Raw genomic sequence first — 18007 nt, forward strand, 5'->3', positions numbered from 1 at the left:
CATTTCGATGTGGTGAAAGAGGACGACACCCCTCCGCCCGCGCTGACCATCCGGGTTTGTGATTCCCTGTCCTGTGAAATGGCCGGTGCCCAGCAGTTGCAAAAGGCGCTTGAGGACGGGCTGGATGCCTCGCAAGTGCGCGTGCTGCGCGCGCCCTGCATGGGCCGTTGCGACACGGCGCCGGTGCTTGAGATCGGGCACAACCATATCGACCATGCGACCCCCGAAAAGGTGCAGGCCGCAATTGCTGCCGATGACACTCACGCCCATCTGCCCGATTACGAGGCCTTCGCGACCTATCAGGCCAATGGCGGTTATGCCAAACTGGCCGAACTGCGCGACAGCGGCGATTGGGAGAAGGTGCAGGAAGATATCCTGTCCTCGGGCCTGCGTGGTCTGGGTGGCGCTGGTTTCCCGTCCGGCAAGAAATGGGGCTTTGTTCGCATGAACGAAGGCACCCGCTATCTGGCCGTGAACGGGGATGAAGGCGAGCCCGGCACGTTCAAGGACCGTTACTATCTGGAACGCACGCCGCACGTCTTCCTTGAAGGCATGCTGATCGCCGCTTGGGCGGTCGAGGCCGAGACCTGCTTTATCTATATGCGCGACGAATATCCGGCGGTTCTGGAAATTCTTCGTCGTGAGATTGCGGCTTTGGAAGACGCCGGGATCGTCGCCAAGGGCTATATCGACCTGCGCCGGGGTGCCGGTGCTTATATCTGCGGTGAAGAATCCGCGATGATCGAGTCAATCGAAGGCAAAAAAGGCCTGCCGCGTCACCGTCCCCCGTTCGTGGCGCAGGTTGGGGTCTTTAACCGTCCGACTTTGGTGCACAATGTCGAGACGCTGTACTGGGTCTCGAAGATTTGCCGTGAAGGGCCGGAAATTCTGAACTCGGTTGAAAAGAATGGCCGCAAGGGCCTGCGCAGCTATTCGGTCTCGGGCCGGGTGGCGAAGCCGGGTGTTTACCTGCTGCCCGCCGGTTCGACCATACTGGACGTGATCGAGGCCGCTGGGGGCATGGCCGAAGGGCAAACCTTCAAGGCCTATCAGCCGGGCGGTCCGTCCTCGGGTCTGCTGCCCGCGTCGATGGACGATATCCCGCTGGATTTCGACACGCTGCAACCGCATGGCACTTTCATCGGCTCTGCCGCCGTGGTGGTTCTGTCCGATCAGGACACCGCCCGCGACGCGGCGCTGAACATGTTGCGGTTTTTCGAGGATGAAAGCTGCGGCCAGTGTACGCCCTGCCGGGCGGGCTGCGAAAAGGCGGTGAAGCTGATGCAGGCCGACACGTGGGATCAGGACCTGCTGGAAGACCTGTGTCAGGTCATGGGCGATGCGTCCATCTGCGGTCTGGGGCAGGCGGCCCCGAACCCGATCCGCCTGGTCATGAAACATTTCGCTGACGAAATCTGAGGGAGACAGAGCCATGCTTGATGCAAGCCCAAACAAGACCGTCACCTTCAACCTGAACGGCGAAGACGTCACCGTGCCCGAAGGCTGGACCATCTGGGAAGCCGCCAAGGGGCAGGGGTTCACCATCCCGCACCTGTGCCACAAGCCGCAGCCGGGCTATCGCCCCGACGGCAACTGCCGCGCCTGTATGGTCGAGGTGGAGGGCGAGCGCACGCTGGTCGCCTCATGCATCCGCCCTGCGGCGGACGGTATGGTCGTGAAAACCGACAGCGACCGCGCCGAGAAATCGCGCGCCATGGTCATGGAACTGCTGGTCGCGGATCAGCCTGAAGAGGCACATGATACCTCCAGCCATTTCTGGGACATGGCCAAGCTGAACGATGTCAGCGACAGCCGCTTCCCTGCGAAAGAGGCCGAGAAAATCCCGCTGCTGGATGACAGCCATGTTGCGATGCGGGTCAATCTGGATGCCTGCATCAACTGCAACCTCTGCGTCCGTGCCTGCCGTGAAGTACAGGTGAATGACGTGATCGGCATGGCCGGTCGTGGACACACCGCGCAGGTCGTGTTTGACCAGCAGGACCCGATGGGCGATTCCACCTGTGTCGCCTGTGGTGAATGCGTTCAGGCCTGCCCGACCGGTGCCCTGATGCCTGCCACCGTGCTGGATGATCAGCAGAAAGGTGACAGCAAGGACTATGACTCTGAGACCGAAAGCGTCTGCCCGTTCTGCGGTGTGGGCTGCAAGGTCTCGTTGAAGGTCAAGGACGGCAAGGTCAAATATGTCGAGGGCATCAACGGCCCTGCAAACGAAGGCCGTCTGTGCGTCAAGGGCCGGTTCGGGTTCGACTATATCCACCACCCCCACCGCCTGACCAAGCCGCTGATCCGGCGTGAAGATGCTCCGGCCAAGGGCCTGAACGTCGATCCCGGCAACCTGTCGACCCATTTCCGCGAAGCGACGTGGGAAGAGGCGATGGATCTGGCGGCCAAGGGTCTCATGAACCTGCGCGACGAAGACCCGCGCAGCGTTGCCGGTTTCGGCTCGGCCAAATGCACCAACGAAGAAGCCTATCTGTTCCAGAAAATGATCCGGCAGGGCTTCAAGCACAACAATGTCGACCACTGCACCCGTCTATGCCACGCGTCGTCCGTTGCTGCTCTGATCGAGAACGTGGGTTCCGGCGCTGTGACCGCGACCTTTAATGAGATCGAAAACGCGGATGTGGCGATCATCATCGGCTCGAACCCGATCGAGAACCACCCTGTTGCGGCGACCTACTTCAAGCAGTTCGCCAAACGCGGCGGCAAGCTGATCGTGATGGACCCGCGCGGCGTTGGCATGCGCAAGTTTGCTGACGAAATGCTGCAATTCCGTCCGGGTGCCGATGTCTCGATGCTCAACGCGATCATGAATGTGATTGTCGAAGAGGAGCTCTATGACAGCCAGTACATCCACCGCTGGACCGAGAACTGGGAGGCCGAGAAAGAGCATCTGCGCCAGTTCACGCCCGAGGCGATGTCGCCGATCTGCGGCATTGAACCGGATCAGCTGCGCCGCGTCGCCCGCACCTTTGCGCAGGCCAAGGCCGGTCTGATCTTCTGGGGCATGGGCGTCAGCCAGCACATCCACGGCACCGATAACTCGCGCTGCCTGATCAGCCTCGCGCTGATGACCGGCAATGTCGGCAAACCCGGCGCGGGTCTGCACCCGCTGCGGGGTCAGAACAACGTGCAGGGGGCCTCGGACGCGGGTCTGATCCCGATGTTCCTGCCGGATTATCAGTCGGTTACAGATGACGGTATCCGGGCCAAGTTCAACAACGTCTGGGATTCGGACGACTTCTCGAACGAGAAAGGTCTGACCGTGACCGAGATCATCGATCAGGCTTATGCGGGCAAGATCAAGGGCATGTATATCATGGGTGAAAACCCGGCCATGTCCGACCCGGATGTCGGCCACGCCCGCGATGCGCTGGCCAAGCTGGACCTGATGATCGTGCAGGATATCTTCCTGACCGAGACAGCCAACTATGCCGACATCATCCTGCCCGCCTCGGCGCTGTATGAGAAGAACGGCACCGTGTCGAACACCAACCGTCAGGTGCAGCGCGTGCGTCCTGCCGTGACCCCTCCGGGTGAGGCGCGCGAGGATTGGAAGATCACTGTCGAACTGGCGCAGCGGATCGGGTTGAACTGGGATTACACCGATGTGTCTCAGGTCTTTAACGAGATGAAGCTGACCATGGCCTCGCTCGACAACATCACCTGGGATCGCCTGAAGACCGAAACCATCACCTACCCCTCGCTGTCCGAAACCGACCCGGGGCAGGCGATTGTGTTCGGCGATGGTTTCCCGCGTGCCGAGGGCAAAGCCAAATTCACCCCGGCCAGCGTCATCCCGCCGGATGAGGCCCCGGATGACGAATACCCGATGATCGCCACCACGGGCCGTCAGCTGGAGCATTGGCATACGGGTTCGATGACTCGCCGGTCCAACGTTCTGGATGCGGTGGAACCCGAGGCAAACTGCTCGCTGAACCCACGCACGCTGAAGCTGATGGGGATCGAACCGGGCGAGATGATCCGCCTGACCACCCGCCGTGGCTCGATCGAGATCATGGCGCGCGCCGACCGGGCCATTGCCGAGGATATGGTGTTCATCCCGTTCGCCTATGTCGAGGCGGCGGCGAACATCCTGACCAACTCGGCCATCGACCCCTATGGCAAGATCCCCGAATTCAAATTCTCGGCGATCCGGGTCGAAAAGATCGAAGACGCCATCGCGGCGGAATAAGACCACCACTCACACGGTCGAAAGGGGGCGATTCGCATCAGGATCGCCCCCTTTTTCTATCCGCCAATCCGGTCGATCCCATCGGGGGTTTTCATGCTGCGGTTTGCGTGCCGCGCGAGGTCAAAAAAACCGGAGTTGACGCAAGAGAACCCGTTTTACTTGCAATTCACAGCGGGTAACATCACCGGTCACAAATTGGACCTGACAAAGCCCAGGTTTAGTTCCCAAATGGCAATCAACGGCGTGTCCGGGAGGGGCATCGCAGAGCAGAAAGCTAAAGGTACGGATGAGGCTTGAAGACGTGAAACAACAGATGTTGCAGGCGGAGTTTACGCTTGTGATGTTGCCGCGTGTCTCGGTCACGCTGAAGCTGCACGAAGCTTTTTCCTTCTTTGCTTCGCGTAACTTCTTTCTGTTTCTGGCGCCACTGATGATGCTGCTGATCGGGGCGACGCCATCGCTGTTTGCGATGCCGTTGGATGGGCTTGGCCGCGCGGTCTACTGGGTGTTCTGCCTTGTCGGCTATCTGGCGCTGGCCTTCTGCATGTTGTTCTTCATGGGCGCCACCAGCTGCTATCTGAACTTTAGAAAGTTCTATTCGCCGGTGCTGTGCCTGATTGCGGCCTTTGGCGCGACCCGTTTCGCGGAGTTTGGCGCGACCGAGGTGTTCAACAAGGTGTTTTCCTACACTTTTGTCTACATGCCTCTGTTCCTGCCCCAATACTTGCTGATCCTTGGGATCGAACTGATCGTCATGCTGTGGGTCCTGCCGCCTTTTCTGGCGCGCGCGCGGGATGTTTCGACCGATGCGGACCCTGAGCCGGACAGCAGTGCCCCCAGCGGGATTGTGACGGTTAATGGCAAGACTTTCCTGATCAAGGATATCCAGTACATCAAGGCCAGCCAGCACTACGTGACCATCCGTGTGGGCGAGAAGGATGTGCTGGTGCGATCCACCTTCAAAGGCATTCTGACGCAATTGCCCAAGGATTACGGGTTTCAGGTTCATCGCTCTTTCTGGGTGTCCAGCAAAGGGGTGGATATCGCCAGCAGCCTGAACGAGCCGGGCAATGTGGTTCTGACTTGCGGCACGAAGATTGCGGTTGCCCGCAGCCGTCAATGCGATGTGCGTTCCTGGCTGACACAGCTTGCTGCCGCCGCCTGATCTGATCCCTCGCCTTTAAGGGCGTGGGGTTCTCCTCTCCACGGGGTTTGCGCCATTGACGCAATGCCCCGCGGAGAGATGAGAACAAAGGTTTCGTACTAAAAACACGCGTTACAATATGTTCAGTATTTCTCCGGTAGATACACCACTCACTTGGAAAACTGGGTTACTCACAAAACTCGTTACTGTTCACTTTACTCGTCAAACTACTCGTTACGGCACCAGAACTGTCTGTGTGCTGAGCCCTGTTTGCAGGTTTTGACGTGGGGTCACAATGCGGTTGGTACGAACCGCTGGAAAAAGGTCACGAACGGGAGATTCCATTCGTGTTGCACGAACGGGAAACCCGTGAATCATGTTGTGTGTGATGGGTAACTGTTTGTAATAAATGAGATTTCAATGCAATGGGTTTGGGTGCGCAAAGCTACTTTACGTTGCGGCACCTTTGGTCACTTTCCACGGATCGACCAAGATTTTGCCACGGGCTGGCGGAGGATCAGATCACCTGCCCTCTGGATTCCCAAAAGGCGCGGTCAGGTCGTGGGCGCACCACGGGGCCTTATCCGAATTCTTCAGTAGTCGCGTTCGAAGAACACACCCAACCCGGTTTCCCCGCGACCGTCCACGGTGCCGCGGACGGTGAAATTGTCGGTGACATCCAGGTTCAGGTTCACCTCGGTATCGCCTTCGGTGTTGACGGTGAAGTCGGTGTAAAGGTTGTCGCTCAGATACGCGCCTGCGCCCAGGCTGCCGCCGCCACCTGCGGTGCTGCCCAGATCGATGGTGTCCAGCCCGGTGGCCTCTCGCACGCCTTTGGTGGAATCGCCGCCTGCGCCGCTCAGCTGCGCCAATGAGGCCGCCATCTGGGCGATGACAAAGGGGGACAGTTCCGAGAACCGATTGCCGAACAGCAGCATGGCCAGCGCCTCTTCGGTGGGGCGTTCGGGTTCGGAGAAGACATCGACCTCGGGTGCGTCCAGCGGCCCGGCGATTTCGATGGTTGCGGTCCCGTCCGAGGTGCTGCTGGAGGATTCGAATTCGATATAGGGCGTCAGATCGCCCTGCAGGGTGACGACGCCTTTGGTCAGCGCCAGGCGGCGGCCAAGAATGTCGAGATTGCCGCGAATAAGCTCGATCTGGCCCGACGGCACGATCGAGGTTGTGGTGCCGCCGATCTGAATGCGCCCGCCCAGTTCCGCGTTGACGCCTCGCCCGCGCACAAAGACCGCCTTGGGGGCCAGCAGCCCGATATCCAGCGACATGCGGGAATCGCTTTTGCCACCCTCTTCGGTCTGCACCAGATTGGCGCGTTCGCGGGTCAGGAAACCCGCCGCGCTTTCGTTCAGATGTTCGATCACGGGGATGGGCGCCGCCCCGACCGCGCCCCCGGCAGCGGCGAGGTTGATATTCGTTTCACCGAAATTGATCTGCCCGGCCAGCGCGCTGTTGCCCACCAAGGCGCCGCTCAGAACGATCTGGCCGTTCAGCGTGGTTTCATACAGCAGCTCATCGGTCAGGACGAGGTTGTTCAGCGCGGTGGTGATCTGTGCGTTATAGGGCGGTGTCAGATCGACCGGCCCGCTGACCGTGAATCCGCCACCGGCCCGCAGGCCGCCTTGCAGTGAAATTGTCGCGCGGCTTTGCGCAAGGGTGACCTGACCGCCGATACCGGTGATCGTCTGCCCCGCATCGGGAATGGCCAGAGAGGTGCCCGAGGTTGAAATCGTACCGCTCAGCGCACCCAGCGACGGGGGACCTTTCAGGGCCAGATCGAATGTGGCGTTGCCCTCGATTGTGTTGGGCGAGATGAACCCGTTGGCGATCCCGATATTCAGGCCGCCCCGCATTTTCAGATCGGCAGAGCCGCTGGTCTCGTCGAATGTACCGGCGACGGTGCTGTTGATCTGGGCCGGGCCTTCGGCTTTGGCGTCGATGGTCCAGATGCCGCCGTCCCGCTTGGCCGTGCCATTGGCGGCAATGGAGCCCGGGAATTCGGGCACAAACCGTTCGATCCGGTTGAACCGGGTCTCAAACTTCAGGTCCGCTGCGCCATCGGTTTCCACCGATCCGCTGAGATCGGCGTAAGAGCTGTCCGGGCCCTGCAGCCGCGCGGTGCCCTGCAGCCCCGACCCGGTGGGCGCAACGGTTCCGTCCAGTTTCAGCGGGCCGGACAGGGTCGGCGAGAGCCGCCCCAGATCATCCAGCATGGCCGAGATGTCCAATCCACCGGCACTCTCGCTCAACCGGCCCAAGGCCGAGGCGTTCAGCGCGGTGCCGCTTAGCTGGAAGGTGCGGATGTTCAGGCCCTGATCGTCGTTTTCGGCATCGACGGACAGGGTGGTGCGGCCTTGGGTCAGCGCGTCCACCGCGTCGATTCCGGTGGCGATATCGTCGGCCCAGACATTGCCCTGAATGTTGAACAGCTTGCTGCCTTGTGACCCTTTGCCGGTCACATCCGCCCGCAGCGACCCGGCCAGATCGCGCCCGGCCAGCCCGGAAAACAGCGACAGGTCGGGGGCGTTCATCTGTGCTTGCCCGTCCACGCTCAGGTCACCGGTGGGGTCGTCGATGGTGGCCGCGACTTGCGCGGTTATGGCCTGACCATTGATTGCCGCATGGCGGATGGTGATCTGATCACCCGCGCGCGCGCCGTCGAGGTCGATGGTCACCTGGCCCGCCAGCAGCGGGTCGAACTGTGCCAACCCGGTCTGAACATTATCTGCCGTTACATTGGCGATGCCATCGAATTCCAGCGATTGCGCCGAGCCTTTGCCGATCAGGCTGGCCTTCACGGCACCGCTCAGGTCCTGTTGGGCGAGGCCCGAGAAGATCGACAGATCGCTGGCATCAAGACTGACCTGCCCGTCCAGCGTCAGATTGCCATCCGGGGTCGTGACATCGCCGCTGGCATGGGCGGTCAGTTCTTCGGAGGTGATGTTGAACCCCCGGATCGTGATCCCGTCGCCGTCGCGCTTGGCATCCAGCGTGATCTCGGTCTCTCCGTCGATCACCGGGTCGATCTCATCGCGGCCGGTTGACAGGTTGCTGCCATTGACCGTGACCGCACCGTCAAAGCTGCCTTCCAGCGGGGAACCGCTGCCCTCGACACTGATCGTTGCCTTACCGCCCAGATCCAGCTGCGCCAGCTCTGAGAACCGGCCAAGGTCCGAGGCGTCCAGCGCCGCCGACCCATCCACCTGCAACCCGGTCGCCAGCCCGCTGATCACCGCATCGGCGGTCAGGGCATAGTCGCTGCCCGACATTTCAAACCCCGAAAGTTTCAACGTCTGATCGGCGCCATAATCGAACTGCCCGTCCAGCGTGATACGGTCCCCCACGGCGGCGTTCAGCGCCGGGTCGGACATGTCGATGCCATCCAGCGCGGCCTGCAGATCACCGTTCAGGCTCAGCCCGTTGCTTTGATCCAGCGCGCCTTGCCCGATGATCCGGGCGTGCCCCAGATCCAGCTGCGCGGCCATCACGTCATTGGCGGTCAGGCTCAGGTCCCACAGATTGCCGTTCCGGGCGTCAAACAGCGCCGAAATCTGCGCATCCCCGATCGAGGTTTCGCCACCGCTGACCGGCAATACCACCCGGTCGCCCTCGGGCGGGGTGATGCGGCCTTGCAGGGCCAGCAATTGCAGCTTGCCCCCCGCAGCAAGGCTGAGCTGGCTTTCCAGCTTCAGCGCCTCGGCGGTGATTTCGATGTTCGAGATATCGAGGCCGCCATCGGAATGGGTCCGCCCATCGACAACCAGCTTGGTGTCGGTGCCAAAGAACGTGTCCATATTCTCGGCCAGAAACGGGGTCAGATCGCCGCCCAGATCGGCGGTAAAGGCGATGCCGTCCTCGGCGCTGGCCGCCGCGGTCGGCGCGGCGCGCAGGCGCACCTGTCCGGTCACGCGCAACTGCTCATCACTGCTGAGGCCGATATCGGCGGTGAAATCGGTCACCGGGCCAGAGCCTTTGGCTGTCAGCCCGATAGGCGGGCTGTCGGGAATGCCCATGGCCGTGGCGATCAACCCGCCCGAGGCTTCGGCCACGGTCAGGTCCAGATCGATCTGGCGGCTTTCATTGTTGAACCCGGCGGTCAGGTCAATCGTGTCACCCGCGCGGTCCAGCCGGTCGATATCCAGCGTCGTGGCCAGCGCCCCGTCGGCCAGGCTGAGATTGCCGTTCACCTGCAACTGGGCGGCCACTCCGATCAGCGGTTCGCCTATGGACAGATCATCAACCCGCAGCTCTCCGATCTCGATGGACACCGGCAGTTCCGGCAGTTGGAACGGTTGCGTTTCTGCCGACGGTGGCGGTGCGTCTGTGGTCGTCGTCGTGCCCGGGGCGCGGGCGATGTCGATCTCTCCGGCTGTCAGTGCGTTGACCGCGAACCGCCCGCGCAGCAGCGCCAGACGGTTCCAGTCCAGTTCGGCATTCTTGATGGTCAGCCAGACGCCTTCATCATCGGCGACGGTGATTTCCTGAATCGTGGCGCGGGAACTCAGCGCGCCTTCCAGTCCGATGACGCGGACGTTCTGATCGTCACCCGACAAGGTGTCCTGCAGGAACCGTTCGATCATGCTGCCGCCGTCCTCGTCCTGCGCCATCAGCGGCGCCGGGGAGGTGATCGCCACCGAGGCAAGCAGCAGGGGATATGTAGCGCGACGTATCAAAAGGCCTGTCCGATCCCGATATAGAATTGCAACCCGCTGCCGGTGGTGCCCTGAACCGGAAAGCCCAGATCGAATCGCAGCGGGCCGAACCCGCCCAGATCATAGCGCACCCCGATCCCGGCGCCTGCATGCTCGGCAGCCCCGCTGCCGATGAACGAGGATGTATCGACGACGCCGTAATCATAAAAACCCACCAGCGACAGCGCCTCGGTTACGCGGCCCCGTATCTCGCCCGACAGGCCGAGGAAAGACCGCCCGCCCGCGACGCCGGTGCCGATTGGAATGCCCAGGCTTTCAAACGGCTGGCCCCGCACGGTGCCCGCGCCGCCCGAGAAGAACAGGAAATCCGGCGTGACGCCATCCGCAGGCGGCCCGATGACCGATCCCAACTGCACCCGGCCCGCCAGCACCAGCCGTCCCGCCGTGCCCAGATCGTTATAGGCGCGTCCGTCGAAGAACATCCTGATGCCGCTATCGGTATCGGACAGCCCGACAAAAGGCGTCACCTGCGCATCCAGATAAAACCCGCGCGTGGCGCTGACCTTGCTGTCGCGCTCATCCCATTCCGACCGGAAAGGCAGGATGAAATACCGGAACTTGCGCCCCGTACCATAGGCGTCATCCGCGTCCGACCACTGAAACCCGGCAGAGGCTTCGGCATACAGCCGGTCCGAGAATGTGCGCCGCGCACCATAGGAAAACGACGCCACGGTCACGTTGTAGTTTTCGGTATTGCGACGCTCCAGCAATGTGCTCCAGAACGTGCTGTCATCCGGGCCCAGCCGGTCGGGCTGATCCAGACGCAGACCGATGCGGCCATCCAGATCCTCGGACCCGCCGATATTGCGCAACGCCGCCTCGAACCGCAGCCGCTCGGCCCGGCGCGAGACGTTGCGATGGGTCCAGCTGGCCGTCAGATCGATCCCGGCGTTCGAGGCGATCTCGGCCCCGAAGGTCAGGCGGCGGGGGGGCAGGTCTTCGAAGGTCGCGTCGAAATCCAGCGTGCCATCGGGGTTCGGTGTTTCCCGCTCCTTCAGCGAGACGATGCTGAACGTACCGGTGCGGCGCAGCCGTGTGCCCACCTTTTGCAGCTCTTGCGGGGAATAGACCTCGCCCGAGGGAAAGCCTGCGATCTTTTCGATCGAGTGGTGGCGGACCCGTGTGTCGCCCTGAATGATCATCTTGCCAAAGGTCAGGCGCGGGCCGGGGTCCAGGTCGATCTCGGCATCCAGCCGGGCCTGCGCGTGGCGGGCAATGACACGCTGGCTTTCCAGATCGGCCTTGGCGTGGCCCGCATCCTTCCAGGCCTGCACCCCGGCGGATGCGGCCTGCTGGATCGCGCCGGTGGTGGCCAACTGGCCTGTGGCGAAGTCCTTGGGCAGTTCCGTGTCGGGCGCCAGCGGCTGCACGATGGCGGTGCCAAAGCGGAAGGTCGGCCCCGGCGTGATCGCAATCACCGCCTGTTTGAACTGCGCCGGGGCGCTGAGCGCGTCGATCTCGGCGGCTTCCTGTCCGTCCAGACGAATGTTGACGACGGGGCTGAAATACCCTTCGTCATACATGATCTGAACGATGGTGCGGTAATCCGACAGGGCGGCAGACAGCACTTCAAGCGAGGTATCAAGGCCGCGCTGATCAGCGGTGTAGACCGAAGATGTCTCTTCCAGCCGTTGGACCAGCTCTTTCGGGGCGCCGGGGGCGGATAGCGACACCTCAAGCGCTGCGGCAAGGGTCGGGGCAAGGGCTGCGATTGTGCCGAACAGCCAATACCTCAGAACACCTGTCGGCTTGCTCCGTAACATCATGTGGTTCCAACTGCCCCAAAGCGAAATCGTTATCGCCGCAATTCACCCGTAGCGGCCTGTTGACATCACTTTAGATCATCTGTGCGCGATGAGGGAAAGGGCTTATCCCGTGACCCGTGCGGATTTGACTACATGTCGGGCCGGTTCCGCTGTCACAGCCCCGCGTTGCGAACCCAGCGGATGATCGCGGCGCGATCTTCGGGCTCCATGAAGGTCACATTGGCGGGGGGCATCGCGTGGGTCAGACCGGCCTGCAGATAAATCTGCTGCGCGTTGCGGGCGATATCGGCCTCGGTCTCCAACAGCACGCCCTTGGGGGCCCAGAGGATGCCTTCCCACACCGGCTCGCGCGCGTGGCACATGGAACAGCGGCCCAGCACGATGTCATGCGCCTGTTCGAACCCGTCAGCGGCGGCGAATTTCTGTTCATAGGGTGTAAGCGGCTGCACCTCGGCCTCTTCCACCGGTTTGTACATCGGCGCGGTGGACAGCCATATGATGGCGATGAACAGCAGCGCGGTAACCAGCCAGGTCCAGGTCGGATTGCCCGCGCGGGCGTGGAGCGTGTTGAAATAGTGCCGGATGGTGACGCCCATCAGGAAGACCAACGCGGCGATGATCCAGTTGTATTCAGTCGCAAAGGCCAGCGGATAGTGGTTCGACAGCATCAGGAACAGGACCGGCAGCGTCAGATAGTTGTTATGAGTGGAGCGCAGCTTGGCGATCTTGCCGTATTTCGGGTCCGGCGTGCGGCCGTTTTTCAGGTCATCCACGACAATGCGCTGGTTTGGCATGATGATGAAGAACACATTGGCCGTCATGATCGTGGCGGTGAACGCGCCCAGATGCAGCATCATCGCACGCCCGGTGAAGATCTGGTTGTACCCCCAGCCCATCGCCACCAGCAGCACGAACAGCAGAACCATCAGCAGGGTGGGACGCTCACCCAGCCCGGATTTGCACAGGAAATCATAGACCAGCCAGCCGATGGTCAGTGAAGCCGCCGAGATCAGAATGCCCTGCCAAAGCGCCAGATCGGCTTTCTGGGCGTCGATCAGATACAGCTCTCCGCCCACCCAATAGACGATCATCAACAGCGCAGCACCGCTCAGCCAGGTCGAATAGCTCTCCCATTTGAACCAGGTCAGGTGGTCGGGCATCCGTTCGGGCGCGACCAGATATTTCTGGATGTGATAGAAGCCGCCGCCATGGACCTGCCATTCCTCACCATCCGCGGGACCGGTGATGTTCCGGTTCAGGCCTAGGTCCAGAGCGATGAAATAGAAAGACGATCCGATCCAGGCCATTGCGGTGATGACATGCAGCCAGCGCACGGCAAATCCGATCCAGTCCCAGAACACGGCGAAGTCGTACATTGAAGGGGTCTCCGATTACTTGCCGTCACACTAGGCAAGAGGGCTTTTCTTCGGTATTCCCGTATATTGTCAAACTGTATCAAAAAAAACGAGAAGATGTCCTATCTCGACAATATCCGCACCTTTGTTCGGGTCTATGATCTGGGCAGCATGTCCGCCGCCGGGCGCGACCTGCGTATTTCGCCTGCGGTGACCTCGGCGCGGATATCGCAGCTAGAGGATCATCTGGGCGTGCGCCTGTTCCAGCGCACCACCCGCAACCTGTCCCCGACCGAGCAGGGGCGGGCCTTCTATCCCGGCGCGGTGTCGGTTCTGGACGCGGTGGATGAGGCCGAGGCGCAGGTCACGCACCTGACCGAAGCCCCGCGCGGGTCTCTGTTTGTGGCTGCACCGCTGGGGGTCGGGCGCCGATTGCTGGCCCCGCATGTGCCTGAATTTCTGTCGCAATACCCCGAGATTGATGTGCGCCTGCGTCTGACCGACCGGTCTGTCGATCTGACAACTGAGGGGCTGGATCTGGCCTTTTTCATCGGCCAGCCCGAGGACAGCACCCTGCGCATCCGCAAGATCGCCGATTGCCAGCGGGTGCTCTGCGCCGCGCCGGATTATGTGAATCGGCGCGGGATGCCCCGGACGGGGGCCGAGTTGATCTCGGGCGGGCATGAATGCCTGAACCTGCGCTTTCCCGGTGCGACCGAGTTCCAATGGGTTCTACAGACACCAGATGGCTCCAAACGCTATCCGGTCTCGGGTCGGTTTGAATGCGACGACGGGGACGTGCTGACCGATTGGGCGCTGTCCGGGCAGGGGATCGCGATGAAACCGATGTTCGAGGTGGCCGAACACTTGAAGACGGGTAAGCTGGTCGCGGTGGCCGAGGACACGCCGCCGGTGCCGGTACAGATGGCCTGTCTTTACACTCACCGCCGCCATCAGGACCCAAAGGCGCGGCTGTTCATGGATTTCATGATCGGGCATATTGCCAAGGTCATCCGGAGCTCCGAGCAAGCGGCCTGACAAAGGCTCCCGCCCCTGCGTGCGCCGTTCCGGCGCTGTGCAGCGTTGGGCCGGGCGCCGCAGCAAAGCTGCGGCGCGGTTGCGTTTTAAATCAGACTGTTACGATGAAATCCGGGCACGCCCGCGCCGTGCCTGAAAGGCGCGGCGCCTGGCCCAACGGGAGGCGACCCCGAATGGGGGCGTCCGACGGGCGGGAGCCTTTGTTGGGCGGATCAACTGCCGCGATAGGTGGAATAGCCGTAGGGCGACAGCAGCAGCGGTACGTGGTAATGCGCATCGGGGTCGGACATGCCGAAGCGGATCGGGACTTGATCCAGAAACAGCGGATCGTCCCCGTCCTGGCCAGTTGCGCGCAGGTAATCCCCGGCGAAGAAGATCAACTCGAAGGTGCCGGTCTTGAATGTCTCATGCGGCAGGATCGGGCTGTTTGTGCGTCCATCGGAATTGGTCTCCATCTCGACCAGTTTGCGATGGGAATTGCCGGACACCCGGTACAGCGCGATCTTCAACCCTTCGGCAGGGCAGCCGCGGGCCGTGTCCAGAACATGGGTCGTCAGGTAACCAGCCAAGGGATGCTCCTTAATCATTTGCCTTTTGCTTTGCCACAGTCTGGCGCAAAGTTCAAAACAGTGGAAATGCCGAAAGAACCGGAAACAGCGTTCGGATTGATTTGATAATCCCGGGCGCAGTTCTGGGCTAAGCCTGTCGGGAATGCCAAAACGAAATGGAAGACGCCATGCAGCCGCCTCGTTACCCCCGCGATATGATCGGATACGGAGCCAACTCGCCGGACGCCAAGTGGCCGGGTGGGGCGAAGCTGGCCGTGCAGATCGTGCTGAACTATGAAGAGGGCGGCGAGAACTGCGTTCTGCATGGGGATGCCGCCTCTGAGGCGTTTTTGTCCGAGATCGTGGGGGCCGCGCAATGGCCCGGTCAGCGCCATTGGAACATGGAATCGATCTATGAATACGGCGCGCGCGCCGGGTTCTGGCGGTTGCATCGGTTGATGCAGGACCTGCCGATCACCGTCTATGGCGTGGCGACAGCCTTGGCGCGCTCACCCGATCAGGTGGCGGCGATGAAATCAGCCGGGTGGGAAATCGCCAGTCATGGGCTGAAATGGGTCGAACACAAGGACATGCCTGAAGACGAGGAGCGCGCCCAGATCGCCGAGGCCATTCGCCTGCATTCTGAGGTGGTTGGTGATCGCCCGCGTGGGTGGTACACCGGGCGATGTTCCGAGAATACCGTGCGGCTGGTGGCCGAAGAGGGCGGGTTTGCCTATGTAGCCGATACTTATGATGACGATCTGCCCTATTGGATGCGGATCGGGGGGCGGGATCAGTTGATCGTGCCCTATACACTGGATTGCAACGACATGCGCTTTGCCACGCCGCAGGGTTTCAACTCGGGCGATCAGTTCTTTTCCTATCTCAAGGACAGTTTCGATACGCTTTATGCGGAAGGCGAGGCGGGCGCGCCCAAGATGCTGTCCATCGGTCTGCACTGCCGCCTGATCGGACGTCCGGGTCGGGTGATGGCGTTGAAACGGTTTCTGGATTACGCCCGTGGCTTTTCCGATGTCTGGTTTGCCACGCGGTTGCAAATTGCCGAGCATTGGGCGATCACACACCCGCCCGCGGCGCGGGAGCGGCCTTCGGAGATGCAGAAAGACGCCTTCGTTGCGGCCTATGGAGGGGTATTCGAACATTCCGCGTGGATTGCCGAGCGCGCTTTCGATCTGGAACTGGGCCCGGCGCATGACACCGCCGGAGGGTTGCATAACGCCCTGACGCGCATGTTCCGCTCTGCGTCAGAGGAGGAGCGGCTGGGCGTGCTGACCGCGCACCCGGACCTTGCGGGCAAGCTGGCGCAGGCCAAGCGGCTGACGCAGGAAAGCACATCCGAACAGGCCTCGGCAGGGTTGGACGCGTTGACGGATGCTGAACGGGCGGCTTTCACTGAACTGAATACGCAATATACGCAGAAATTCGGGTTTCCTTTCATCATCGCGGTGCGGGGCCATGACAAGGCCTCGATCCTGCGGACCTTTGAGCGCCGGATTGGTCAGGAGCGTGATGTGGAATTTGCCGAAGCCTGTCGGCAGGTGGAGCGCATTGCCGAGTTCCGCTTGCGGGACCTGTTGCCCTCATGACCCGGCGGATCGTGATTGAGCCGATCTCGGCCAAGGCATTCGCGCCGTTTGGGGATTTGATGGATGTATCAGGCGCGCCGGACAAGATTATCAATCAGGGGCTATGCGGGCGATATCACGACCGCGCGCTGTTGGATTTCGCCGATGGCCGCGCCGGGATCAGCCTGTTCGACGCCAATCCGCGGGCGCTGCCCTATCAGCTGGATATGGTCGAACGGCATCCAGAGGGCAGTCAGGCTTTCATCCCGATGACGCACCAGCCCTTTCTGGTCATCGTCGCACCGGATGAGGGCGGCCAGCCCGGCCAGCCGCGCGCCTTTATGACCGCGCCGGGGCAGGCAGTGAATTATCACCGGGGCACATGGCACGGCGTTTTGACGCCATTGCACGGGCCCGGGCTGTTTGCGGTGGTGGATCGGATCGGCGACAGGGCCAATCTGGAGGAATACTGGTTCGACACGCCTTTTGAGGTGAGCGCGTCTTAGAACAGGGCGGCTCCCGCCCGGTCTGCATGCATCAAAGATGCATTTTGACCGGTTGGGCCGGGCAGCGCGCGGGCAGGCCCGCCCGCTGCGTCAGCGCCCCGCCATCAGCCTTGCGACATCCAGCATGCGTGCGGAAAAGCCCCATTCATTGTCGTACCAGCCGAAGATGCGGACTTGTGTGTCGCCCACCATGCGGGTTTCCGGGCCTGCGATGACCAGCGATTCCGGGCGTGTGCGCAGGTCTGACGAGACAAGAGGCTGATCGGTCCAGCCCAGAACCGACGACTGGTCGGTGGCCCCGCGCAGTTCGGTCTGAAACGCCTCCGGGCTCATACCACGGGCTAGAGACACGACAAGGTCCACCGCCGAGACGCTGGCCGTGGGCACCCGTACCGCCGCGCCCGAGATGCGCCCCGCCAGATGCGGAAGAATCTCGTCGATCAGATGTGTGGCGCTGGAGGTGGTGGGCACCATCGACAGTGCCCCGGCGCGGGACCGGGCCAGATCGCCGCGTGGGGCGTCGACCATCGGCTGGCTGTTGGTGTAGCAGTGGATCGTGGTCATATGGGCGGAGGCAATCCCGCCGATCTGGTCCAGCACCGCCACCAGCGGCGCCAACCCGTTGGTGGTGCAGGAGGCGTTTGATACGATCCGGGCATTGCCCAGCTTATCCTCGTTTGCACCCAGAACAATGGTGACCTCGGCAGCAGGCGACGGCCCCGAGATCAGCACTTTGCCCGCACCCGCCGTCAGCCCCTGGCTTGCCACATCCGATGTCCGCGCGATGCCGGTGCAATCCAGCAGGACATCAACACCCGAAAGGTCCACCCGGGTCAGGTCCGGGCTGTGGGTCATGGGAAAGCTGCGTCCATCGACCGTCAATGCCGCGTCGCCCTGAGCGACCTCGCCCGGATAGGGACCAAAGGTGCTGTCGTATTTGAACAGATAGGCGCAGGTTTCAAGCGGTGCGATGTCATTGATCAGCACCACCTGAATGTCGGTCTCCTGCGGCATGGCCAGCACCTGCCGCAGGATCGTGCGGCCGATACGGCCGAATCCGTTGATCGCTATTCTCATGCGCAAGCTATGGCAGGCTGTCCGCGTGACCTCAATCCCGGATC

11 protein-coding genes are annotated in these 18007 nt (G+C 61.9%); 6 read left to right on the top strand and 5 right to left on the bottom strand.

Annotated elements, in window-relative coordinates; genetic code table 11:
- The 3 genes from MPJ51_RS08425 to MPJ51_RS08435 all read left to right on the top strand — a co-directional run.
- Nucleotides 1-1419, top strand: a 1419-nt coding sequence (locus MPJ51_RS08425) for an NADH-ubiquinone oxidoreductase-F iron-sulfur binding region domain-containing protein (RefSeq protein WP_298384616.1), incomplete at its 5' end; no start/stop codon positions are given.
- A 13-nt stretch (nucleotides 1420-1432) separates the two neighbouring features.
- Entirely contained in the window at nucleotides 1433-4216 is a 2784-nt protein-coding gene (gene fdhF, locus MPJ51_RS08430) for a formate dehydrogenase subunit alpha (protein WP_298384619.1), read from the top strand.
- Between the two features lie 301 nt (nucleotides 4217-4517).
- Complete coding sequence (locus tag MPJ51_RS08435; RefSeq protein ID WP_298384622.1) at nucleotides 4518-5381, top strand: LytTR family DNA-binding domain-containing protein; 864 nt, start codon at nucleotides 4518-4520, stop codon at nucleotides 5379-5381.
- A gap of 572 nt (nucleotides 5382-5953) precedes the next feature.
- Here MPJ51_RS08435 and MPJ51_RS08440 read toward each other — a convergent pair.
- From MPJ51_RS08440 to MPJ51_RS08450, 3 genes are all read right to left on the bottom strand, one after another.
- Nucleotides 5954-10048, bottom strand: coding sequence for a translocation/assembly module TamB domain-containing protein (locus MPJ51_RS08440; protein WP_298384626.1), 4095 nt, complete (start codon nucleotides 10046-10048; stop codon nucleotides 5954-5956).
- A complete protein-coding gene (locus MPJ51_RS08445) occupies nucleotides 10045-11850 on the bottom strand; it encodes a BamA/TamA family outer membrane protein (protein ID WP_298384629.1) in 1806 nt (601 codons plus the stop codon). Before MPJ51_RS08445 ends, MPJ51_RS08440 begins: the two co-directional genes overlap by 4 nt.
- Nucleotides 11851-12005: 155 nt before the next feature.
- On the bottom strand, nucleotides 12006-13229 hold the full coding sequence (locus MPJ51_RS08450) for a urate hydroxylase PuuD (protein WP_298384632.1): 1224 nt from the start codon (nucleotides 13227-13229) through the stop codon (nucleotides 12006-12008).
- A gap of 96 nt (nucleotides 13230-13325) precedes the next feature.
- Between MPJ51_RS08450 and MPJ51_RS08455 the strand changes: the two genes are divergently transcribed.
- Nucleotides 13326-14246 carry a LysR family transcriptional regulator gene (locus MPJ51_RS08455; protein ID WP_298384635.1) on the top strand — a complete coding sequence of 307 codons (921 nt, stop codon included), beginning with the start codon at nucleotides 13326-13328 and terminating at the stop codon, nucleotides 14244-14246.
- 212 nt (nucleotides 14247-14458) lie between these two features.
- On the opposite strand, the gene uraH is transcribed toward MPJ51_RS08455, so the two are convergent.
- Nucleotides 14459-14815, bottom strand: coding sequence for a hydroxyisourate hydrolase (gene uraH, locus MPJ51_RS08460; RefSeq protein ID WP_298384638.1), 357 nt, complete (start codon nucleotides 14813-14815; stop codon nucleotides 14459-14461).
- A 167-nt stretch (nucleotides 14816-14982) separates the two neighbouring features.
- Between uraH and puuE the strand changes: the two genes are divergently transcribed.
- Both puuE and MPJ51_RS08470 read left to right on the top strand, forming a co-directional pair.
- A complete protein-coding gene (puuE, locus tag MPJ51_RS08465; RefSeq protein WP_298384642.1) occupies nucleotides 14983-16401 on the top strand; it encodes an allantoinase PuuE in 1419 nt (472 codons plus the stop codon).
- Nucleotides 16398-16886, top strand: coding sequence for an ureidoglycolate lyase (locus tag MPJ51_RS08470; protein WP_298384646.1), 489 nt, complete (start codon nucleotides 16398-16400; stop codon nucleotides 16884-16886). Before puuE ends, MPJ51_RS08470 begins: the two co-directional genes overlap by 4 nt.
- 90 nt (nucleotides 16887-16976) lie before the next feature.
- On the opposite strand, the gene MPJ51_RS08475 is transcribed toward MPJ51_RS08470, so the two are convergent.
- Nucleotides 16977-17963: a glyceraldehyde 3-phosphate dehydrogenase NAD-binding domain-containing protein gene (locus tag MPJ51_RS08475; RefSeq protein ID WP_298384659.1), complete on the bottom strand. Its 987-nt coding sequence runs from the start codon at nucleotides 17961-17963 to the stop codon at nucleotides 16977-16979.
- Between the last annotated feature and the right edge of the window lie 44 nt (nucleotides 17964-18007).

The sequence above is a fragment of the Ruegeria sp. genome, assembly GCF_028066395.1.
Classification (GTDB): Bacteria; Pseudomonadota; Alphaproteobacteria; order Rhodobacterales; family Rhodobacteraceae; genus Ruegeria.